This window comes from Herbidospora solisilvae, from assembly GCF_009901565.1.
GTDB lineage: Bacteria > Actinomycetota > Actinomycetes > Streptosporangiales > Streptosporangiaceae > Herbidospora > Herbidospora solisilvae.
In genome coordinates this window covers 633,016-653,789 of sequence record NZ_WXEW01000004.1, presented here as the reverse complement: position 1 = coordinate 653,789, position 20,774 = coordinate 633,016, and the positions used below count along the sequence as shown (strand labels likewise).

General features: G+C 70.8%; 23 protein-coding genes. 16 read left to right on the top strand and 7 right to left on the bottom strand.

Annotated features, from left to right (window positions below):
• The first annotated feature begins 207 nt into the window (after positions 1 to 207).
• From GT755_RS16375 to GT755_RS16365, 3 genes are all read left to right on the top strand, one after another.
• Positions 208 to 963 (top strand): GntR family transcriptional regulator, encoded by a 756-nt coding sequence (locus GT755_RS16375; RefSeq protein ID WP_161480542.1) that lies wholly within the window; start codon positions 208 to 210, stop codon positions 961 to 963.
• 270 nt (positions 964 to 1,233) lie between these two features.
• Entirely contained in the window at positions 1,234 to 1,830 is a 597-nt protein-coding gene (locus GT755_RS16370; protein ID WP_202610057.1) for a GNAT family N-acetyltransferase, read from the top strand.
• Between the two features lie 32 nt (positions 1,831 to 1,862).
• Positions 1,863 to 2,540, top strand: a complete 678-nt coding sequence (locus GT755_RS16365) for a copper homeostasis protein CutC (RefSeq protein ID WP_161480541.1) — start codon at positions 1,863 to 1,865, stop codon at positions 2,538 to 2,540.
• On the opposite strand, the gene GT755_RS16360 is transcribed toward GT755_RS16365, so the two are convergent.
• The 4 genes from GT755_RS16360 to GT755_RS16345 all read right to left on the bottom strand — a co-directional run bounded on the left by GT755_RS16360 (position 2,526) and on the right by GT755_RS16345 (position 5,849).
• Positions 2,526 to 2,873: a MerR family transcriptional regulator gene (locus GT755_RS16360; RefSeq protein WP_235966704.1), complete on the bottom strand. Its 348-nt coding sequence runs from the start codon at positions 2,871 to 2,873 to the stop codon at positions 2,526 to 2,528. The genes GT755_RS16365 and GT755_RS16360 overlap by 15 nt on opposite strands.
• Positions 2,874 to 2,889: 16 nt before the next feature.
• A complete protein-coding gene (locus tag GT755_RS16355; RefSeq protein ID WP_161480540.1) occupies positions 2,890 to 3,330 on the bottom strand; it encodes an Hsp20/alpha crystallin family protein in 441 nt (146 codons plus the stop codon).
• 83 nt (positions 3,331 to 3,413) lie between these two features.
• Entirely contained in the window at positions 3,414 to 4,547 is a 1,134-nt protein-coding gene (locus GT755_RS16350) for a DUF6986 family protein (protein WP_161480539.1), read from the bottom strand.
• 9 nt (positions 4,548 to 4,556) lie between these two features.
• Complete coding sequence (locus GT755_RS16345; RefSeq protein WP_161480538.1) at positions 4,557 to 5,849, bottom strand: FAD-dependent oxidoreductase; 1,293 nt, start codon at positions 5,847 to 5,849, stop codon at positions 4,557 to 4,559.
• Between the two features lie 197 nt (positions 5,850 to 6,046).
• Between GT755_RS16345 and GT755_RS16340 the strand changes: the two genes are divergently transcribed.
• The 3 genes from GT755_RS16340 to GT755_RS16330 are packed head-to-tail and all read left to right on the top strand — an operon-like array spanning position 6,047 to position 8,972.
• On the top strand, positions 6,047 to 6,469 hold the full coding sequence (locus GT755_RS16340) for a hypothetical protein (RefSeq protein WP_231515305.1): 423 nt from the start codon (positions 6,047 to 6,049) through the stop codon (positions 6,467 to 6,469).
• 59 nt (positions 6,470 to 6,528) lie between these two features.
• The gene (locus GT755_RS16335; protein ID WP_161480537.1) at positions 6,529 to 7,185 is read left to right on the top strand and encodes a hypothetical protein; all 657 of its coding nucleotides are present in this window, start codon (positions 6,529 to 6,531) and stop codon (positions 7,183 to 7,185) included.
• Positions 7,186 to 7,232: 47 nt separating this feature from the next.
• Positions 7,233 to 8,972, top strand: coding sequence for a proline--tRNA ligase (locus tag GT755_RS16330; protein ID WP_328794364.1), 1,740 nt, complete (start codon positions 7,233 to 7,235; stop codon positions 8,970 to 8,972).
• A 274-nt stretch (positions 8,973 to 9,246) separates the two neighbouring features.
• On the opposite strand, the gene GT755_RS16325 is transcribed toward GT755_RS16330, so the two are convergent.
• From GT755_RS16325 to GT755_RS39605, 3 genes are all read right to left on the bottom strand, one after another.
• Complete coding sequence (locus GT755_RS16325; protein WP_030450894.1) at positions 9,247 to 9,432, bottom strand: DUF4236 domain-containing protein; 186 nt, start codon at positions 9,430 to 9,432, stop codon at positions 9,247 to 9,249.
• 66 nt (positions 9,433 to 9,498) lie between these two features.
• Positions 9,499 to 10,038: a ferritin-like domain-containing protein gene (locus GT755_RS39610; RefSeq protein WP_161480536.1), complete on the bottom strand. Its 540-nt coding sequence runs from the start codon at positions 10,036 to 10,038 to the stop codon at positions 9,499 to 9,501.
• Positions 10,035 to 10,502: a hypothetical protein gene (locus tag GT755_RS39605; RefSeq protein WP_161480535.1), complete on the bottom strand. Its 468-nt coding sequence runs from the start codon at positions 10,500 to 10,502 to the stop codon at positions 10,035 to 10,037. Before GT755_RS39605 ends, GT755_RS39610 begins: the two co-directional genes overlap by 4 nt.
• A 522-nt stretch (positions 10,503 to 11,024) precedes the next feature.
• Here GT755_RS39605 and rimP point away from each other — a divergent pair.
• The 10 genes from rimP to rpsO all read left to right on the top strand — a co-directional run bounded on the left by rimP (position 11,025) and on the right by rpsO (position 20,569).
• Positions 11,025 to 11,525: a ribosome maturation factor RimP gene (gene rimP, locus GT755_RS16310; RefSeq protein ID WP_030450891.1), complete on the top strand. Its 501-nt coding sequence runs from the start codon at positions 11,025 to 11,027 to the stop codon at positions 11,523 to 11,525.
• Positions 11,526 to 11,548: 23 nt separating this feature from the next.
• On the top strand, positions 11,549 to 12,538 hold the full coding sequence (gene nusA / locus GT755_RS16305; protein ID WP_202610055.1) for a transcription termination factor NusA: 990 nt from the start codon (positions 11,549 to 11,551) through the stop codon (positions 12,536 to 12,538).
• Positions 12,498 to 12,824, top strand: a complete 327-nt coding sequence (locus GT755_RS16300) for a YlxR family protein (protein WP_328794363.1) — start codon at positions 12,498 to 12,500, stop codon at positions 12,822 to 12,824. Before nusA ends, GT755_RS16300 begins: the two co-directional genes overlap by 41 nt.
• A gap of 142 nt (positions 12,825 to 12,966) precedes the next feature.
• Positions 12,967 to 16,146, top strand: a complete 3,180-nt coding sequence (gene infB, locus GT755_RS16295; RefSeq protein ID WP_161480532.1) for a translation initiation factor IF-2 — start codon at positions 12,967 to 12,969, stop codon at positions 16,144 to 16,146.
• Between the two features lie 106 nt (positions 16,147 to 16,252).
• Positions 16,253 to 16,549 (top strand): DUF503 domain-containing protein, encoded by a 297-nt coding sequence (locus GT755_RS16290; protein ID WP_030450887.1) that lies wholly within the window; start codon positions 16,253 to 16,255, stop codon positions 16,547 to 16,549.
• Positions 16,550 to 16,601: 52 nt separating this feature from the next.
• Positions 16,602 to 17,078 carry a 30S ribosome-binding factor RbfA gene (gene rbfA / locus GT755_RS16285; protein ID WP_161480531.1) on the top strand — a complete coding sequence of 159 codons (477 nt, stop codon included), beginning with the start codon at positions 16,602 to 16,604 and terminating at the stop codon, positions 17,076 to 17,078.
• Positions 17,075 to 18,061: a DHH family phosphoesterase gene (locus GT755_RS16280; protein ID WP_161480530.1), complete on the top strand. Its 987-nt coding sequence runs from the start codon at positions 17,075 to 17,077 to the stop codon at positions 18,059 to 18,061. The genes rbfA and GT755_RS16280 overlap by 4 nt, the downstream gene beginning before the upstream one ends.
• Positions 18,058 to 18,942, top strand: coding sequence for a tRNA pseudouridine(55) synthase TruB (truB, locus tag GT755_RS16275; protein ID WP_161480529.1), 885 nt, complete (start codon positions 18,058 to 18,060; stop codon positions 18,940 to 18,942). The genes GT755_RS16280 and truB overlap by 4 nt, the downstream gene beginning before the upstream one ends.
• Positions 18,943 to 19,241: 299 nt before the next feature.
• On the top strand, positions 19,242 to 20,174 hold the full coding sequence (locus tag GT755_RS16270) for a bifunctional riboflavin kinase/FAD synthetase (protein WP_161480528.1): 933 nt from the start codon (positions 19,242 to 19,244) through the stop codon (positions 20,172 to 20,174).
• A gap of 125 nt (positions 20,175 to 20,299) precedes the next feature.
• Positions 20,300 to 20,569 (top strand): 30S ribosomal protein S15, encoded by a 270-nt coding sequence (rpsO, locus tag GT755_RS16265; protein WP_030450882.1) that lies wholly within the window; start codon positions 20,300 to 20,302, stop codon positions 20,567 to 20,569.
• Positions 20,570 to 20,774 lie beyond the last annotated feature (205 nt).

Below are 20,774 nucleotides of genomic sequence, written 5' to 3'. Positions count from 1 at the left end.
ACCTCAGGAGTCGCGTCGCCTCACAGGGATCGCGCCAGGGCAGGTATGGCCTACCCGTACGGACCGCCAACACCGGCCCACCCCCATTGGATGGATTTGTACCAACGTTTGGATAATGCGGCGCTCACGCCGTGGGGTCAAGTGGTTGTTCCAAGTTAGACCGAGATCGTCTAGATTTGTTGGCACAAAAGGGTGGATTGAGGAAAGATGGCACGATCGTCGCTCTACCAGCAGGTGGCCGCCGAACTCCGGAAGGCCATCTACTCGGGTGAGTTCCGCCCGGGTGATCAGATCCCCACCGAGACCGAGCTCATGGACGGCCATCAGGTCAGCCGCAACACGGTCCGCCTGGCCCTGGGTGAGCTGGAGAACGAGGGCCTCATCCTCCGCATGCGCCGGCGCGGCACCTTCGTCCGGGAACGCCGGCCTCTTCTCATGCGCCCGCAGGACGAGCTGTTACCCCTCGGCGGCGACCTGCCGCGCTTCGACGCCTTCGTGCACGCCGTCACCTCCGAGGGGCGGGTGGCCGAGCAGAACATAGAAGTGCAGATCGTGCAGCCGCCCCCCGACGTCGCCACCCGCCTCGAACTCGTCGAGGACGACGCCCACACGGTGGTGCGCCGTCGGCTGCGCTACGTGGACGGCCAGCCGTACAACACGAACGACTCGTACTACCCGCTCAAGCTGGTCGCCGGCTCCGAGATCGTGCGTCCCGGCAACATCACCCGCGGGGCCAACCGGGTCCTGGAGGAACTGGGACACCCTCAGGTCCGCTTTGTCGACGATATTTCGGCACGTATGCCAACTCCGGATGAATCGACACGTCTACAGCTAGAACCCGGTACACCAGTTGTCGTCTATGTCCGTGTTGGGTACGACCCTGACGAAGCACCCGTCCGGGTCGCCGTGTCGGTGCTCCCCGCCGACAAGCATCTGATCAGGTACGAGCTGGAACGTCATTGACCGAACTCAGGCCGTCCGTCTAGGACCGCCTCACCTGTGGTCGCGCCGCGAGCGCCCCCCGGGCCGCGCTCGGGGTGGCGCCAGCCTGTGCGTCAAACGCCGCCACCGCAGGTATCAGGCCTGCCTTCTTGCGCTGGGCCGTTAATTACGGACGGTTAGTCCCCCATTTCGTCCAATCAGGTCGCGCTTTAGGGGCGACGGATGCCGTGCGCACCTAATTGGTCACTCTCAGTAATCACAGGTAAACCCGCAGCAACGAAGGGATCCCCCATGCGCATCGACACCCTTAACCTCTCCGCAGAACTTGTGCTTCGCCGGGCGGACGGCACCGACCTCCCCGACGTGCTCACTCTTCTCGCGGACACGGCGCGGTGGCTCGACGGCCTCGGCGTCCGCCAGTGGCCGAGCGGCGGTTTCCCGGCCGCGCGCATCACCCCGCTCATCGACGAGGGCGTGCTCTACGTCCTGACCGTGGGTGACGAAACGGCCGCCGTGATGGCCCTGGACGACCACGCCGACGCCGAGTTCTGGACGCCGGCCGACCGTCCGGAATCGGCGTTCTACGTCCACAAGCTCGCGGTGAACCGGGCCCACTCGGGCCGAGGGCTCGGCGAGGTGCTGCTCGACTGGGCGGGCCTGCGCGCCCTGGCGGCCGGGCGGCGGCACGTGCGGCTCGACTGCTCCAAGGAGAACCTCCGCCTCCAGGGCTACTACCTGGGACAGCGGTTCCGGCACGTCCGCACGGTCGACCTCCCGCACCGTGCCTCGGGGGCGTTGTTCGAACGGCCGGCGGGACTGCGCGGCGGCCGGACCGAGGTGAAGGTGCGCGACCTCACCGCGGCCGGAAAGGTCCTGCTGACCCACTGAAGAGGCGCAACAGGACCCGCTACTGTTCCCCCATGACCGGACCGTTGCTTGAAGTCATCGCTCTCGACGTGCGCGACGCCGTGGCCGCAGAAGAGGGCGGCGCGGATCGCCTTGAGGTCGTGGCCGACATGTCCGCCGGCGGGCTCACCCCGCCGGCGGAGACGGTCGCCGCCATCGCCGAGAAGTGCACGTTGCCGCAGATGGTGATGGTCCGGCTCGACGCCGGGTTCACCGCGGGCGACGAGGAGCTGGCCCGGCTGCGCGCCCAGGTGCGCGAGATGGCCGAGGCGGGCGCGGCCGGTTTCGTCTTCGGTTTCCTCACCGCCGAGGGGACCGTCGACCTGGCGGCCGCCGAGGCGCTGATCCACGCGGCGGCCCCGCTGCCGTGGACCTTCCACCGCGCGGTCGACCACGCGGCCGACGTCCAGGCGGCCTGGCGGGCCGTGCGGCTGCTGCCCAACCTGGCCACGATCCTGACCTCGGGTTCCCCCCGCGGCGTCGGCGAAGGGCTGCCGGTGCTGCGCACGCGGGCCGAGGCGGGCGACGCCGCGCTGATCATGGCCGGGGGAGGGTTGTCGTTCGACCACGTCCCGGTGCTGCTCGACTACGGCGTCAAGGCCTTCCACATCGGCAGCGCGGCCCGTGAGTCGTGGCTCTCGGCGGTCGACCCCCGGCGGGTGGCCCGCTGGCGGGCGCTACTCGACGCCTAGCTCCCGCAGGCGGGCCAGCAGCTCGTCGCGTTCGCGACGGAGCCGGATGACCTCGAATTCGAGCTCGATGATCCGGCGGATGGCCGCCAGGGTCATGCCCTCGCCCATCAGGACGACCACCTGCCGGATCTGACCGATGTCGTGCCGGCTGTAGCGGCGCTGGCCGCCGGCCGAGCGCTGGGGGGAGACCACCTGCTGCTGGTCGATGCGGCGCAGGAACGCCTGCTGCACCTCCAGCATCGAGGCGACCTGCCCCACACTGAACATGGGGGCGAACTCGTCGTCCATGGCCGACAGGCCGACGGGGTAGCCCCCCGGTGGTTCGGCGCTCATCCGCCCCCTTTCCGCTTCAGCCGTCGATGGCCCGGTGGCCCTCGCCGCCGGTGTGGATGGCGATCTTCCGCGGCTTGGCCTTCTCCAGGACCGGGATGCGGACGGCCAGGACGCCGTTGTCGTACGCGGCCTCGATGGCGTCGGCGTCGAGGTGCTCGGAGAGGTAGACCCTCCGGGTGAAGGTTCCCATGACGCGCTCCCGCACGAACGCGCGCTCACCCTCGGCGTACTCCTCGGAGCGGCGGGCCGAGACGGTCAGCACGCCCCGGTCGACGGTGACCTCGACCGAGCCGGGGTCGATGCCGGGAAGGTCGAAGCGGAGGACGACGTCGTCGGCGCGGCGGATGCCGTCCATCGGCATGACGGCGCTGGTCTCGTCCTTCGCGAACTGCCGGGTCAGCTGGTTGAACTGCCGCTCGAACTCCTGCACGAACGGGTCGATCGACGTCAGCAGCATCGTGCATCACCTCCGAAGATCCGGGAGACCTCTGCGGCTCCCGTCAACCTGTCTCCTGTCTGAGAGATAACCTACAACTCCAGTTATAGGTTTCCTGTCGGAGGCATGTCAAGTCCGAGGGCGAAATCGGCCCGGCGCAGCGCGGCGACCAGGGTTTTGATCGTGGCGGGCTCGTCGAGCACCCCGCCCTCCTGGCGGCGGGCCTGCCAGGCGTCCACCCTGGCCCGGTATTCGGCGTAGGTCGCCAGGTGGTGGGCGTAGACCACGGCGAAGCGGCTGACCAGGTGGGACGGGTGCATGTCCCAGCCCTGGTAGAAGCCGTGGGCCAGCGAGTGGCGGACCGTCTCGGCGTGCCGCCGCCACAGCGCCAGCACGTCGTCTCTGGACGCGGACGCGGGCGCGGCGGCCAGCGAGCCGTCGGAGAGTTCGACGCCCTCGGGGTGGAGCACGGTCTGCATGACGTGGCGGGCGTGGTCGCAGGCCGGATGGTCGAGTCGCTGCTCGTGCGGCGGCAGGCCGCAGGCGGCGGTGTAGTCGAAGACGCCGAAGTGGGCCGCCTTCAGCCGCCCGCGCAGATTGGCGACCAGGTCGGGGGAGCGCTGGAGGAACAGGATCGTCTGGGGGGCCTCGACCTGCATCTCGAAGCCCAGCGTCGGCAGGCCCAGGTCGTGTTCGAGCTCGGCCAGCGAGCGGGCGAACATCCCCAGGTAGGACTCCATCAGCACCTTGGGGAAGGTGATCACGAAGCCGTCCGGGAGGCCGCCCTCGAGCTCGACGAGGCGTTCGAGGAACCCGCGCAGGGTGCGCAGCGACCGCCCGGGGTCGCCGTCGGCGAACGACTTCACCCGCAGGCCCCAGCGCCGGGGGAGCGCCGGCATCGCGGCCACCGCCTCGGCGGCCCGCACCATGTCGGCGTCCTCGTCGCCGCCGGTGTAGCCGTCTTCGAAGTCGATCCGGAGGTCCTGGATCGGCTCGCGGGCCAGCGTCCGGGCCACGCGGTCGTGGACGTCGCCGCCGAACAGGGCGGCGAACTCGCCGGGGGTGGTCAGGCTCAGCAGCCCGGCCGCCTCGGCGCCCCAGTCGGCGACCGTCGAGGCGGTCAGCAGGTTCGCCGGCACGTAGACGGTGTGGACGGGTTGCCAGGCGATCTCCCGTGCCGGGAAACGCGCCTGCTGGGTCCGGTAGACGTTGTCGAAGCCCGCGACGTTGATCTCCACGCACCGACCCTAACCCCGGCCGATCGCCTCCAGCATGGCCGCCCGCCCCACCAGCTTGACCCGTTCGCCCCGGTCGAGGGTGCGGGCCAGCTTCTCCTCGGCCTGCTCGATCGCCAGCCAGTCGGGATAGGTGACCGGCCGTACGCCGCGCTCCCGCAGCAGGTCGTCGACCCGGCGCTCCCTGGGGCCCTCGGTCACCGAGGCCAGCAGGGTGCGGACGGTCTCGGCCGCGTCGGACTTGTTGGTGCCGATCACCCCGGTCGGGCCGCGCTTCAGCCAGCCCGCCACGAACTCGCGGTCGCGGACCCTCCCGGCCACGTTGGGCACGGTCATGGTCTCCTCGGAGAACGGCACGCTGGGCAGGGCCACGCTCTGGTAGCCGACCGAGCGCAGCACCATGTCGGCGGGGATCGTCTCGAACTCGCCCGTCCCCACGACGCGCCTGCCGTCGAGGCGGGTGCGCTCCAGGCGTACCCCTTCGACGTGGCTGACGCCGAGGATCTCGACGGGCCGGAGCCAGAAGCGGACCTCCAGGCGGCGCGGCCGGTTCTCCGGCACCCGCGCCGACCACGACTGGAGCACGTCGAGGTTGCCCCTGATCTGGCGGGTGAGTTCCGTCAGGTCGTCGCAGGCCACCTCGTCGGGGAAGGTCAGGATGTCGGCGTTCAGCAGGTCGCCGAGCTCGCGCAGCTCCTTGAGGGTGAACTTGGCGTGCTGGGCGCCCCGCCGGCCCACCATGTGGACCCGCCTGACCTTCGACTCGGCCAGCGCGGTCAGCACGTTGTGGGGCACGTCGGTGGAGCGCAGCTCGTCGGCGGTCTTGGCCAGGATGCGCACCACGTCGACCGCGACGTTCCCCACCCCGATCACCACGACGTCCTCGGCGTCGAGGGTGAAGTCGGGGGCGTCGGGGTGGCCGCAGTACCAGTTCACGAAGTCGGTGGCCGCCACGCTCCCGGGCAGATCCTCCCCCGGTACGCCCAGCCTGCGGTCGACCATCGCCCCGGTGCAGTAGACCACCGCGTCGTAGCAGGTCAGCAGGTCGTCGACGGACAGGTCGAGGCCCAGCTCGACGCCGCCGAGGAACCGCACCCCCGGAGCCTCCAGAACCCGGCGCAGGTAGGTCGCGATCGACTTGATCGAGGTGTGGTCGGGCGCCACCCCGTATCGGACCAGCCCGTAGGGCGTGGGCAGCCGCTCCAGGACGTCGACCTCGACGGGGCCGGGGGACTGCTTGGTCAGAGCTTCGGCGGTGTAGATCCCGGCCGGGCCGGAGCCCACCACAGCGACACGCAGCGCCACGGGGATGCCTCCTTGCAAAGAAGCCGCTCTCCGGATTCTTTACCCATCGGGGGCCCGGTAGCCAGTGCGATATTGGGGGTTGCGCCACATCTGTTCCGCGATCACAGTTGGACCTCGTGGGCGGAGCGGGGAAACGGCGACGGCGCACCGGCGTAAATCCGGGTGCGGATGGCACGGGAGATGAAACGCTCCCCGACATGAGATTCCACCGCGACGAGATCGGCGCGCGGCGCTACGAGGCGTTCGGCCGCGTGATGGCGGCCTTCGCCACCGAGCCCGAGATGATGGAGACCTGCCGCGACCTGGGCTGGTGGCCCGGCACCGACGGCTGGGAGATCGAGTGGCGCGAGGGCCCCTATGCCACCGAGGTCGCCGACCTGCTCATCGAGCGGGTGCGCGAGCCCGGTTTCCCCGGCCCGCTGGTCGGCCCGCTCGCCCCCGTGACCCCGCTGTGCGCCCGCCTCGACGTGATGGGCGTCAGCTTCGACCTGCGGGCCATCGACCCGCTCGGGCTCGACCGGATGCGGGCCCGTCCCGGCGTGTGGCGCCTGTCGGAGGCGCTCGACCCGGCCCGGCGCACGGGGTCGCGCCAGCCGTGGGAGGAACTCCTGGGTGGGTGATCCTTTTTGTCCGCTTATAGACTGAAAGCGCTGTACGCGGACATCGCTCGGGGGAATCGATGGTCTGGGCTTTCAGTTGGAGCAGACACGGCCCGCTAGGCCCTGAACAGGACTTCATCGCACTCGACCGGCGAGATCGGCGCAGCCAGTGGTACCTGCTGGCGGCGCTGCTCGGCGGCGCCGTGGTGGGCTTCGTGGGCGCGGGCCTCTCGGGCGCCGCGCCCTCCTGGCTCATGGCCGTCTACGACCCTTACCTGATCATGGTGCTGGCCGTGGTCGTCGGAGCCGGCGCGGCCGGGTTCGGCTGGGCGCTGCTCAACGGCTGCATGGCCGCGTTCGGGGCGCTGGTCGGCCAGATCACGGCCGGCGCGGCGATCCACCACGACGCGCCCTTCTCCGGCCTCGGTTCCGCCCCCGGGGGCCTGGTCGCGGGCCTGACCATCATCGCCGTACTGGGCCCGCTGAGCTACGGCGCCACCCGGTGCGACCGGATCGGCGGCGTCTGCTACGGCTTCGCCACGGGCCTGCTGCTGTCGATGGCCGCCGAGGAGATGTTGTTCCTGACGGAGGAGTGGCCCTACGCCCTGGCCACGTCGGCCGTCCTGGGCATCGGTTTCCTGCTGCTGTTCCGCCGCCGCCTCGCCGACCGCCTCTTCGGCGTCGCCATCGGACTCGCCTACAGCGTCGGGTACGGGATGGTGCTTCAATCGCTGTGATACTCGGTAGCCTTTGACGACTACAGCAGCCCTATAGAGGAGTAGCCGTGCTTCTGCGGATGTCGACCCTGTTCCTGCGCACCCTGCGTGAGGATCCGGCGGACGCCGAAGTCCCGAGCCACAAGCTCCTGGTCAGGGCCGGTTACGTTCGCCGCGTCGCCCCTGGCATCTACTCGTGGCTGCCGCTCGGCAAGATCGTCCTGGAGAACGTCGCCAGGGTCGTCCGCGAGGAGATGAACGCGATGGGCGGCCAGGAGGTGCTCTTCCCCGCCCTGCTGCCCCGCGACTTCTACGAGGCCACCGGCCGCTGGACCGAATACGGCGACACGCTGTTCCGGCTGAAGGACCGCAAGGGCAACGACTACCTCCTCGGGCCCACCCACGAGGAGATGTTCACCGACATGGTGAAGGGCGAATACTCCTCCTACAAGGACTATCCCGTCACGCTCTACCAGATCCAGACCAAATACCGCGACGAGGCCCGTCCCCGTGCCGGCATCCTGCGTGGCCGCGAGTTCGTGATGAAGGACTCCTACTCCTTCGACCTCGACGACGAGGGTCTCAAGCGCAGCTACGAGAACCACCGGGCGGCGTACATCCGGATCTTCGAGCGGCTCGGCATCGACGTGAAGATCTGCTTCGCGACCTCCGGCGCCATGGGCGGCTCGGCCTCCGAGGAGTTCCTCGCCCCCGCCCCCACCGGTGAGGACACCTTCGTGGCCTGCCGCACCTGCGGCTACGCCGCCAACGCCGAGGCCGTCACCACCCCCGCCCCCGACCCGGTCACGGGCGAGCGCGCGGCCCTGACGGTGCTCGACACCCCCGACACCCCGACCATCGAGACGCTCGTCTCCTACATGAACGAGCACCACGGCCTGAAGATCACCGCGGCCGACACGCTCAAGAACGTGGTCGTCAAGGTCGTCACGCCCGGCGTGAAAGAGGCCGAGACCCTGGTCATCGGCGTGCCCGGCGACCGCGAGGTCGACTTCAAGCGCCTGGAGGCCGCGCTGGCCCCCGGCGAGCCGGCCATCTTCGAGGCGGGCGACTTCGCCAGGCATCCGGGGCTGGTCCGCGGCTACATCGGCCCGCAGATCCTCAAGGAGCTCGGCATCCGCTACCTCGTCGACCCCCGCGTGGTCGACGGCAGCGAGTGGGTGACCGGCGCCAACGAGCCCGGCAAGCACGCCGCCCACGTGGTCGCGGGCCGCGACTTCATCGCCGACGGCACCATCGAGGCCGCCGAGATCCGCGCCGGCGACGCCTGCCCGGTCTGCGGCAGCGACCTGTCGATCGACCGCGGCATCGAGATCGGCCACATCTTCCAGCTCGGCCGCAAGTACGCCGACGCCGCCCAGCTCGACGCCCTCGGCCCCGACGGCAAGCCCATCCGCATCACCATGGGCTCCTACGGCATCGGCGTCTCCCGCGCCGTGGCCGTCATGGCCGAGCAGCGCCACGACGCCCTCGGCCTGGCCTGGCCCCGCGAGGTCGCCCCCGCCGACGTGCACATCGTCGGCACCGGCAAGGAGAACCAGATCGAGATCGCCACGAAGATCGCCGAAGAGCTCGAGGCCAAGGGCCTCCGCGTCCTCCTCGACGACCGCCCCCAGGTCTCACCGGGCGTGAAGTTCAAGGACAGCGAACTCCTCGGCCTCCCGACCGTCCTGATCGTCGGCCGAGGCGTGACGAACGGCGTGGCCGAACTCCGCGACCGCGCCACGGGCGAGCGCGCCGAGATCCCGCTCGACGAGGCCGTCCAGAAGGTCCTCGATGCCTGCGCCTAGGAGCCTCTAGCTCTAGAGGGTCCGCCTGAATGGGGCGCGCCCGGAGCGGCGGGGCCGCGTCCGTGCCTGGACTGAGGAGCGCAGGAGAGCGAAGCGAACCGGAGCGACGAGGGAAGGCGCGGACTGAAGGCGGCCACGCCCGCCGCGCCGGAGGCGCGGCCATCAAACAGGCGCGGCCATTCAACACAGCGAGGGGCGGTTCGGCACCATGGGGGGAGTGTGACGAACCGCCCGCTCACGCCCCCTCCGCCTCTGCGGAGGGGAGCTATCCGATCTAGCGGCGTCTCAGCGAACGCCGCCAGGAGAACCCACCGGGCAGGTCGACGCTGACCTGCTTTCCACCGTCGGCGCGCTTCGTGTACCGCACGCCGCCCTTGCCGACGCTGTGGCCGACTCCGCCGCGCGAGAAGTTGATCCGGAACGGACCGATCTTGATCGTTTTTCGGAAGCCCCAACTCATGACGTCCTGAACTACCCGAGAAATCGGGAATAAACGGCAGCCGTCCTGAATCACGGTCCGCCCGGACTACGGCGTCGCGCCCGCTTCGGGCGCCGGCAGCGTGGACGGTTCCTGGGACGGCGGCGGCGCGACGGGCTGGCCCGAGTTGGGCGGCAGGGGCGTCGGCTCGGTCACGGCGGGGCTGGAGACGGCGTGTTCCTGGCCCGGCATGCCCGGGAAGGCCGGAATCTGCGGCTGCCAGCCGAAGCCCCGCACGGCCGCCTCCTGCGTCGCCAGCACCGCCAGCCGCCGCAAGCCCGGGTCGGTGTCGGCCGACAGCTCAACGTAGGCCGCGCAGACCCGCTCCTCGATGTAGGCCGCCAGGCGGGCGGCCTGGGCGGCCGTGGTCACCTCGAAGGGGAGCTGGTAGGTGCCCGGCTCGGCCGGGGTCTCGCCGCGGCGGCGCATCAGGGCGCGGAGCTGGTCGCGGCGGGCCCGGTGGGCGTCGAACCCGGTCGTCGCGCGGGTCCTGAGCGCGCCGGTCGTCTTGGCGCCGATGACGCCGTAGGCGTACACGGCGGCGTGCTCGGCGGCCAGGGCCTTCGAGAGCCCGACCGAGGCGCTCACTTCAGCCGCCCGAGGGCCTGGGCGTGGACGGCCTCGCAGGCCCCCATGCTCGCCACCAGCTGCGCCACGACGGGCTTGGCGGCGGCGGCCTGCTCGGGGCGCGCGGCGGCCGCGGCCCGCTCGGCCTCCTTCAGCGCTTCCACGGTCACCTCCGGGTTGACCACAGGGGTCGGGGTCGCGGCGGGGGAACCGGGTTCGGGCAGATGCTTGCGCAGGGCCGCCAGGTGGGCCAGGTGGCGCTGCTGGAACGGCTGAAGCGCGGGCGCCAGCTTCGCGTCGGACAGGGCGGCCTGCTGGTAGAGCGCGACCAGCTTCTCCTTGCCGCCGATGAGCCCGGCCAGCAGCGCCGCGTGTGGATCGGGGGAGGGCGAAGCCACCGGTGACGCGGCCTCCTGGCCCTTCGCGCAACCCACCAGCACCAGGCCCGCCCCGGCACCCAGCAGGGCACGCCGGGACAGGTTCATACCGGACTCTCCCACAGGCACCCGCCCATGGTAGAGCGCTCCAGACTCCACCCAACCCGCGCCACACGGACGGGTTCGCGCTCTCGCGTCGCATAGACCCCTCGGACTCCGCCCGGCCCGAGCCACACGAACGGGTTCGTGCTCTCGCGGCGGGTAGAGCGCTCCGGACTCCGCCCGGCCCGCTCACACGGACGGGTTCGCGCCCTCGCGTGGCGTTAAGCGCTCCGGACTCCACCCGGCCGGCCGCCCTACGGACAGGTGCGCGCTCTGGCATGGGTAGAGCGCTCAGACTCCGCCCGGCCCGAGCCACACGGACGGGTTCATGCTCTCGCGTCGCGTAGAGCCCGGACATCGGCTCGACACGTCGCGGGTTCGCGCCCCCGGGGTGTGGAAAGCGCTTCAGAGTCGGCCGCGCCGGTGGGTTCGCGTTCGCGCGGCGCGGCGAGCGGTGCCGGTCTGTCGATAGGCTGTGGGCACGTTGGGCGAGGTACGCCCCCGATGGCCATTGGTAAGGAGGTCACCATGGGTGAATCCGCCCGACGCGACCGCCTCGTGGCGCTGCTCGCCCCGGTCGTCGAGGCCGAAGGTCTCGACCTCGAAGACGTGACGGTCACCCCCGCCGGCAAACGCCGGCTGGTGCGGGTGGTCGTCGACCGTGACGGCGGCATCAGCCTCGACGACGTCTCCGAGGTCAGCCGCTCGGTCTCCGACCGGCTCGACGCGACCGACGCGCTCGGCGGCGGTCCCTACGTGCTGGAGGTCACCTCCCCCGGCGTCGACCGCCCGCTGACCGAGCCGCGCCACTGGCGCCGTGCGAGAGGCAGGCTGGTCAAGGCGGCGCTGACCGACGGCACCGGCGTCGAGGGCCGGATCCTGGAAGCCGACGACGACGGTGTCGAGATCGAGACCGCCGGCCGTTTCGCGTACGCGGATCTGGCAAAGGGCAAGGTCCAGGTGGAGTTCCGCCATCTGGACGACGAGGACGAAGATGAAGAAGACATCGCAGACGGCGATGAGGGCTGAGGGGGAGCCTTGTGGACATTGACATGAGCGTCCTGCGCAGCCTGGAGCGGGAGAAGGACATCTCGTTCGACCTGGTCGTCAAGGCCATCGAGGACGCGCTGCTGATCGCCTACTTCCGCACCGAGGGCGCCGCGCAGAAGGCCCGCGCCCAGCTCGACCGCGTCTCCGGGCACGTGTCGATCCTGGCCGCGGAGATCGGCGAAGACGGCGAGATCCTCCGGGAGTACGACGACACCCCGGGCAACTTCAGCCGCATCGCGGCGACCACCGCCAAGCAGGTCATCCTGCAGCAGCTCCGCGACGCCGAAGACGAGATCAACTTCGGCGAGTTCGCGAGCCGCGAGGGCGAGCTGGTGGCGGGCGTGATCCAGCAGGGCAAGGATCCCCGCGTCGTGCTGGTCGACCTCGGCAAGATCGAGGCCATCCTGCCCCACAACGAGCAGGTCCCCGGGGAGGAGTACGTCCACGGGGAGCGCATCCGCTGCTACGTGGTCCAGGTCAAGAAGGGCAACAAGGGCCCCTCGGTGACCCTGAGCCGCACCCACCCGAACCTGGTGAAGAAGCTGTTCGCGCTGGAGGTCCCGGAGATCGCCGACGGCACCGTCGAGATCGCCGCCATCGCCCGCGAGGCCGGCCACCGCACCAAGATCGCGGTCCGCTCCCGCAAGCCCGGTGTCAACGCCAAGGGCGCCTGCATCGGCCCGATGGGCTCCCGGGTGCGCAACGTGATGACCGAGCTGCACGGCGAGAAGATCGACATCATCGACTGGTCGGAGGAGCCTGCCGACTTCGTCGGGAATGCGCTGTCGCCGGCGCGGGTTTCACGGGTCGAGGTCGTCGACGCCGACGGCCGGGTCGCCCGGGTGACCGTCCCCGACTACCAGCTCTCGCTGGCGATCGGGAAGGAAGGGCAGAACGCCCGGCTGGCCGCGCGGCTGACCGGGTGGCGCATCGACATCAAGCCGGATACTCATGAGGCACCGGCCGATCCCGCAGATGCGTCGGCAAGGTAAGCTGGAATACGGTGACCAGGCCGCCCCGCTGAGAACGTGCGTGGGCTGCCGGGTTCGCACGGCCAAGTCCGAGCTACTCCGACTGGTGGTGGCCGGGGATGTGATCATCCCTGACCTGCAGAAACGGCTCCCGGGACGCGGTGCTTCACTGCACCCCTCCCTGGCCTGCCTGCAGCTCGCAGATCGTCGCCGGGCGTTCACCCGCGCTTTCCGCGCGGAGGGAACGCTCGATCAGACGCGCTTGCGGGCCTACTTGGAGGACTTGACGAGGAAAGCCGCCGGGTGAATGGTTACCAACTGTTTCGTAGGACGCCGAGTTGATGGGCGGAGTCAGATTGCTATGAGCGCCTGATGAGCACGCGGCAATGAGTACGTCCAGGTAGCGACGGTCCGGCGGCACAGCCTCCCGGGCCGAGTTAGGGAGTGCAGTGGCGAAGGTCCGGGTATACGAGCTCGCCAAGGAGTTCGGTGTTGAGAGCAAGGTCGTCATGGCCAAGCTCACCGAGATGGGCGAGTTCGTTCGATCGGCGTCCTCAACGATTGAGGCGCCGGTTGTCCGCAAACTGACGGAGGCGTTCGGTAAGGGCGACTCCAAGGGGGGCAAGTCCCCCCGTCCGGCCCCACGGCCGGCACCCCGGCCGGTCGGCAACGACCAGGCCGGCAACGGCGCTCCGGCGCCCGCATCTCCTTCGGACTTCGGCAACCGGCCGATTCCGAAGCCGGGCCCGCGGCCGGCGCCGCGTCCCGTTCCCATGCCGCATCCGGCGCCGCAGCCCGCTCCCCAGAGCGAGGCCGCCCCGCGTCCCGCGGCTCCGCCCGCCCCGGCTCCGCGCCCCGAGGCGCCCCGTCCGGCGGCTTCTTCTTCCAACGCGCCCGCGGCCGGTGGGCCGTCGGCGCCGTCCGGTCCCCGGCCGACGCCCGGTCCCAAGCCGGGTCCGCGCCCGACCCCCGGTCCTCGCCCGGCGTCCGGCCCCGCGGCCGGCGGCGGTGCGCCGCGTCCGGGTGGCGAGCGCGGTCCCAAGCCGGGTCCGCGCGGCCCGCGTCCGGGCAACAACCCGTTCTCTTCCAACGCCAGCGGCATGGGCCAGCGGCCCGCGCGTCCCGGCGACCGTCCCGACCGCGGTGACCGTCCCGACCGGGGCGACCACGCCGGGCCTCGGGGCGACCACGCCGGTCACCGCGGTGACCGGCCCGACCGCGGTCCTCGTGAGGACCGTGGCGACCGCGGGCCCCGCGAGCCGCGCCGTGAGGGCGGTCCGCGTCCGGGTCCCGGCGGTCCGCGTCCGGGTCCCGCCGGTGCGGGCGGTCCCCGTCCCGCCGGCGCCGGTCCTCGCCCGGGTCCGCCCGGTGCGGGTGGCCCGCGTCCGCCGGCCGGTGCCGGTGGTCCTCGTCCGGGTGGCCCCCGGCCGAACCCGTCGATGATGCCGCAGGGTCGTCCTGCCGGTCCCGGTGGCGGGCCCGGCGGCGGTGGCCGTCCCGGTGGTGGCGGCGGTCGTCCCGGTGGCGGCGGTGGCCGTCCCGGTGGCGGTGGCGGTCGTCCGGGTGGCGGCGGTTTCGCGCCGCGTGCCGGTGCCGCCGGTGGCGGTGGCGGCGGTCGTCCCGGTGGCGGCGGTCCCGGTGGTGGCGGCGGCGGCTTCGGCGGCGGTCGTCCCGGTCCGGGTGGTCGTGGCCGTGGCGGCGGCACGGCGGGTGCCTTCGGGCGTCCGGGTGGCCGTCCGACGCGTGGCCGCAAGTCCAAGCGCCAGAGGCGCCAGGAGTTCGACAACATGTCGGCGCCGGCGATCGGCGGCGTGCAGGCTCCCCGTGGCGGCGGTCAGACGATCCGTCTCCCGCGCGGCGCCTCGCTGTCCGACTTCGCCGACCGCATCGGCGCGAACCCGGCGGCGCTGGTCCAGATCATGCTCCACCTCGGTGAGATGGTGACCGCGACCCAGTCGGTGAACGAGGAGACGTTGCAGCTCCTCGGCGCCGAGCTCGACTACGTCGTGCAGGTCGTCTCGCCCGAGGAGGAGGACCGCGAGCTGCTCGAGTCCTTCAAGATCGAGTTCGGTGAGGACGAGGGCGACGAGGCCGACCTCGCGCCGCGTCCGCCGGTCGTGACCGTCATGGGTCACGTCGACCACGGTAAGACCAAGCTCCTCGACGCCATCCGGAACACCAACGTGGTGGCGCGGGAGGCCGGTGGCATCACCCAGCACATCGGCGCCTACCAGGTCCACGCGACCCACGAGGGCGAAGACCGGAAGATCACCTTCATCGACACCCCGGGTCACGAGGCGTTCACCGCCATGCGTGCCCGTGGTGCGCAGGCCACCGACATCGCCGTCCTGGTGGTCGCGGCCGACGACGGTGTGAAGCCGCAGACGATCGAGGCGCTGAACCACGCCCAGGCGGCCGAGGTGCCGATCGTGGTCGCGGTCAACAAGATCGACAAGGAGGGCGCCGACCCCACCAAGGTCCGGGCCCAGCTGACCGAATACGGCCTGGTGGCCGAGGAGTTCGGTGGCTCGACCCTGTTCGTCGACATCTCGGCGAAGCAGGGCCTGGGCATCGACAACCTGCTCGAGGCGATCATCCTGACGGCCGACGCGGAGCTCGACCTTCGCGCCAACCCCGACATGGACGCCCAGGGCCTGGCGATCGAAGCCCACCTCGACAAGGGCCGCGGCCCGGTGGCGACCGTGCTGGTCCAGCGCGGCACCCTCCGGGTCGGCGAGTCGATCGTCTGTGGCGAGGCCTTCGGCCGCGTCCGGGCGATGCTCGACGACAACATGCAGCCGGTCGAAGAGGCCGACCCGTCGCGTCCGGTCCGGGTGCTCGGTCTGACGGCCGTGCCCCGCGCGGGTGACAACTTCCTGGTCGTCAGCGACGACCGGATGGCCCGCCAGATCGCCCAGGAGCGGGCGGCTCGTCAGCGCATCGCGGAGATGGCCAAGGCCGGTCGCCGCCGTACGCTCGAAGAGCTGTTCAGCGACTACGAGAAGGGCAAGATCGACGAGCTCAAGCTCATCATCAAGGGTGACGTGTCCGGTTCGGTGGAAGCACTGGAAGACGCGCTGCTCAAGATCGATGTGGGCGAGGAGGTCAACCTCCGCGTGCTGCACCGCGCCGTCGGTGCGATCACGGAGTACGACGTCAACCTGGCGATCGCCGACGACAACGCGGTGATCATCGGCTTCAACGTGCGGCCGGAAGTCCGGGCGCGCGACCTGGCCGAGCGCGAGGGCGTCGACATCCGCTACTACTCGGTCATCTACCAGGCGATCGAGGAGATCGAGGCGGCCCTCAAGGGCATGCTCAAGCCCGAGTTCGAGGAGATCCAGACCGGTACCGCCGAGGTCCGCGAGGTCTTCAAGGTGCCGAAGATCGGCAACGTCGCGGGTACCCTCGTCCGCTCGGGTGTCATCACCCGGAACAGCAAGGCGCGGATCATCCGCGAGGGTGTCGTCATCGCCGACAACCTCACCGTCTCGTCGCTGCGCCGGTTCAAGGACGACGCGACCGAGGTCCGCGAGGGCTTCGAGTGCGGTATCGGTGTCGGTTACAACGACATCAAGATCGACGACGTCATCGAGACGTTCGAGATGCGGGAGAAGCCCCGCGACTAGGGGCTGATCGACCCGGTTCCCGGCCTGTTCGCAGGCCGGGAACCGGTTTTCCTCAAAGACCTGCACACGACCCACGCGCCAGGGTCTATTGGCGCCACAACAACACATGTATGTCGGTGCTCTGACGTTGGACATCCTCCTCGGCGACGTTCACTCGCTGAAGGAGAAGCGGTCCGTTGTCCGTCCCCTCATCGCCGAGCTGCGCCGGAGGTTCCCCGCGGTCGCGGTGGCCGAGACCGGCCATCACGAGCTGCACCGAAGAGCCGAGATCGGCGTCGCCGTCGTCTCCGGCTCGGCCGGGAACGTCGATGAGGTCCTGAACGCGTGCGAGCGGGCCGTCGCCTTCCGCCCCGAGATCGAGCTGCTGTCGGCTCGGCATCGTTTGTTCAACGACGAGGAATAGACCGCCAGGTCGCAGCGTCAGCCGTACATCCGGAAGAAGGGGGAGCGCGCCCATGGACGCCGCGCGAGCCAGGAAACTGGCGGACCGAATCCAGCAGATCGTCGCCGAGATGCTGGAACGGCGGATCAAGGATCCGCGGCTCGGGTTCGTCACCGTCACCGACACCCGGGTCACCAACGATCTGAGTGAGGCGACGGTCTTCTACACCGTCTTCGGGTCGGACGCCGAGCGCAAGGACACCGCCGCGGCGCTGGAGAGCGCCAAGGGCATCATCCGCTCGGAGGTCGGCCGGCAGACCGGGCTGCGGCACACGCCCACGCTCACGTTCACCCACGACCCCCTGCCCGACTCGGCCCGGCACCTCGACGGCCTGCTCGCCGAGGCCAGGGCGCGCGACGCCGAGATCGCGCGCAAGGCCGAGGGCGCGGCCTACGCGGGCGACGCCGATCCGTACAAGAAAGACGACGACGAGCTCGACGACGAGTTCGAGGACGACACCGACGAGGTGTCCGAGCGAAGCACGAAGTGACGCTCCCTCCCGAGGCCGAATGGGCGCGCGCGGTCGCGCTCATCGGTTCGCACGACTCGATCGCCCTGGCCTGTCACGTCACCCCCGACGGCGACGCCCTGGGCTCGATGCTGGCCTTCGGCCAGGCGTTGCGGCAGGCCGGCAGGCACGTGGTCGCCGCCTTCGGCGACCACGGGCTGACCGTGCCGCGGCTGCTGCGCTTCCTGCCCGGCCAGGACCTCCTGGTCGAATCCGCGCGCTTCCCGGCCGAGCCGGACCTGATGATCACCTTCGACGCCGCGACGATCGAGCGGCTGGGCCTGCTCGTCCCGGCGGCCAAGGCCGCGCGGGAGCTGGTGGTGCTCGACCACCATGCGTCCAACACCGGTTTCGGGACCGTCCAGCTCGTCGATCCCAAGGCGGCGGCCACGGCCGTGCTGACCGAGGAGCTGATCCGGCGGCTGGGGCTCCAGATCGACCGGGACATCGCGACCTGCCTCTACACGGCCCTGGTGACCGACACCGGCTCGTTCCGCTACAGCTCGACCACCCCCGCCGTCCACGCCCTGGCCGGGCGGCTGCTCGACGCGGGCCTCAACCCCGACGCCATCGCGCGGGAGTTGTGGGACCGCTCACCCTTCGGATACCTGCGGGTTCTCGGCGCCGCCCTGTCGCGGGCCCAGCTCGACCGGTCGGCCGTCGGCGGCGCCGGGCTGGTCTGGACGACCGTGACCAGGGAGGACCGCGCCCTGAACGCGTTGCCCTACGACGAGGTCGAAGGGATCATCGACGTCCTGCGCAAGGTCGACGACGCCGAGGTGGCCGTGGTCTTCAAGGAAGACGACGAAGGCGCCTGGAACGTGTCGACCCGCGCGAAGGGCACGGCCGACGTGGGCCGTGTCTGCACCGTCCTGGGGGGTGGCGGGCATCCCGGCGCGGCCGGGTTCTCCTCCCGCGAGACCCCGCAGGAGACCGTCGCCCGCCTCACGGAGCTGCTCGCGTGACCAGACGCCCCCCGCCGCCGAGCGGGATCATCATCGTCGACAAGCCCTCGGGCTGGACCTCCCACGATGTCGTCGGCAAGATGCGCGGCATCGCCGGCACCCGCAAGGTCGGCCACGCCGGCACCCTCGACCCGATGGCGACCGGCGTGCTGGTCGTCGGGGTCGAGAAGGCGACCCGCCTGCTGGGCCACCTGGCGCTGACCGAGAAGGTGTACGAGGCCACGATGCGCCTCGGCGTCTCGACCAACACCGACGACGCCGAGGGCGAGGAGACCGGCCGGACCTCCGCCGCCGCGGTGACCGCCGACGACGTCCACAAGGGCGTCGCGGCGCTGACCGGGCGGATCATGCAGGTCCCGCCGCAGGTCAGCGCGATCAAGGTGAACGGTGAGCGGGCCTACAAGCTGGCCCGCCAGGGCGAGGAGGTGGCGCTCCAGGCCCGGCCGATCACGGTCCACGCCTTCGAGGTGACCTCCTTGGTCCTGGGGGAGTCCGTCGACGTCACGGCCACCATCACCTGCTCCTCCGGCACCTACATCCGCTCCCTGGCCCGTGACCTGGGCGACGGACTGGGCGTCGGCGGCCACCTGACGGCGCTCCGCCGCACCCGCGTGGGGCCCTATGCGGTCGAGAACGCGCTGAGCATCGAGGCGCTCCAGAAGGAGTGCGTCATCCTGCCCATCGCCGACGCCGTCTCCCAGGCCTTCCCGCGCCGCGACGTCACCGAGGAGGAGGCCCGCCTGGTCTCCCACGGCGGCCGGCTGAAGGCGGTCGGGCTGGGGGAGGGGCCGATCGGGGTCTTCGCGCCCGGCGGCGAACTGCTTGCCCTGGTCGAGGAGAAGGGCGGCGCGGCCAGACCCCTGGCCGTCTTCGTCGGCTGATCTCTTACTTCATCGTCGGCCGATGTCCTCTGGCCGTTCTTCAACGGCTGATGTCCCTTCTTTCCGTTACGGCTCCGCCCACCCCGGCGCCGCCCGCCGCTTCCGGGGCGCGCCGCATCCGGCGCCTCCCGGTCGCTCCCGCCCGCCGTGGTGACGCGTGGCACGGAAACGCCGGTCGTGGCGAGGAGAACGGCCGGGCCCCGGGCGGGTGGGCCACAGGGCCGCCCCTCGGCGTCCTCGGGTGCCGGGGGGTGTGGGACGCTTAGGACGACTTAGCTTCTTGCCTGTTGGGGGTCGACGTGCGTGGCTGGCTCGGACTTGACGACGTGCCCGCGGACTGGGGCCGGTCCGTCGTCACGATCGGGGTGTTCGACGGCGTCCACCGGGGTCACCAGACGCTGGTGCGCGAGGCCGTCGACCTCGCCCATGAGCTCGGGGTCGCCTCGGTCGCGGTGACCTTCGACCCCCACCCCGACGAGGTCGTGCGGCCCGGCAGCCACCCCTCCCAGTTGTCCACCCCCCACCGGCGCATCGAGCTGCTCGGCGCCCTCGGGGTCGACGCGGTGCTGATCCTGCCGTTCACGCTGGAGTTCTCGCGCACCTCGCCCGAGGAGTTCGTGCAGATCGCGCTGGTCGACCGGCTCCACGCCGCCGGGGTCGTGGTGGGGGAGAACTTCCGGTTCGGCCACAAGGCCGCCGGCAACCTGGACACCCTGCGCGAACTCGGCGAGAAGTACGACTTCGTCGCCGTCGGCGTCCCCCTGGTGAGCAGTCTCGAAGACATCACCTCCTCGCTGATCCGCCAGCACCTGGCCGACGGCGACGTGGCCGCCGCCGCCGACGAGCTGGGCCGCCTCCACCGGGTCGAGGGCGTGGTGGTCCGGGGCCACCAGCGCGGCAAGGCGCTCGGGTTCCCGACCGCCAACGTCGAGTCGGCGCCCCACACCGCCATCCCGGCCGACGGCGTCTACGCCGGCTGGCTCGAGTCGCCCGACGAGCGCTGGCCCGCGGCGATCTCCATCGGCACCAACCCGACCTTCGAGGGCGTCGTCCGGACCGTCGAGGCCTACGCCCTCGACCGCGACGATCTCGACCTCTACGGCCTCCACGTCTCGGTCGACTTCCTGGCCCGGCTCCGCGACACCCTGAAGTTCGACTCGGTCGACGCTCTGGTCGAACAGATGCGCGCCGACGTCGACGAGGCCCGGAGACTGACCGTCTCGGCTGGTTAACGGGCGGTGGTAGCCTTGTATGTCGGCTGAGTAATCACCGGCTTCTCGTCACGGCGACTGTAGGCACGCACGGTCGTTCGCGGGATCGCAATGGCTACGCGTGCCCATGGAACAAAGGAGAAGCAGTGTCGCTCGACACCGCCACGACCAAGGCCATCGTCGCCGAATACGGCGCCAGCGAGGGCGACACCGGGTCCCCCGAGGTGCAGATCGCGCTGCTGAGCAAGCGCATCAGCGACCTGACCGAGCACCTCAAGACCCACAAGCACGACCACCACAGCCGCCGCGGCCTGCTCCTGCTGGTCGGCCGCCGCCGCCGTCTGCTCAAGTACCTGCAGGCGAAGGACATCACGCGCTACCGCTCGCTGATCGAGCGGCTGGGTCTGCGCCGATAACGCGTCAGGAAGGGAGCGGCGATCACTCATGCCGCTCCCTTCCGTATAACCCCACAACTGAACAAACCACACACCACCCGTGAAACCAGTGCCCCGCGTCATTCCGCGGAAAAAGAGGGCCGGTCCTCGGTAGTGGCCCCCGGTCGACGCGACCGGGCGCTTCGATCGAAGACCGGCGCCGCACCTCCGGGAGCCGGCGACGTGG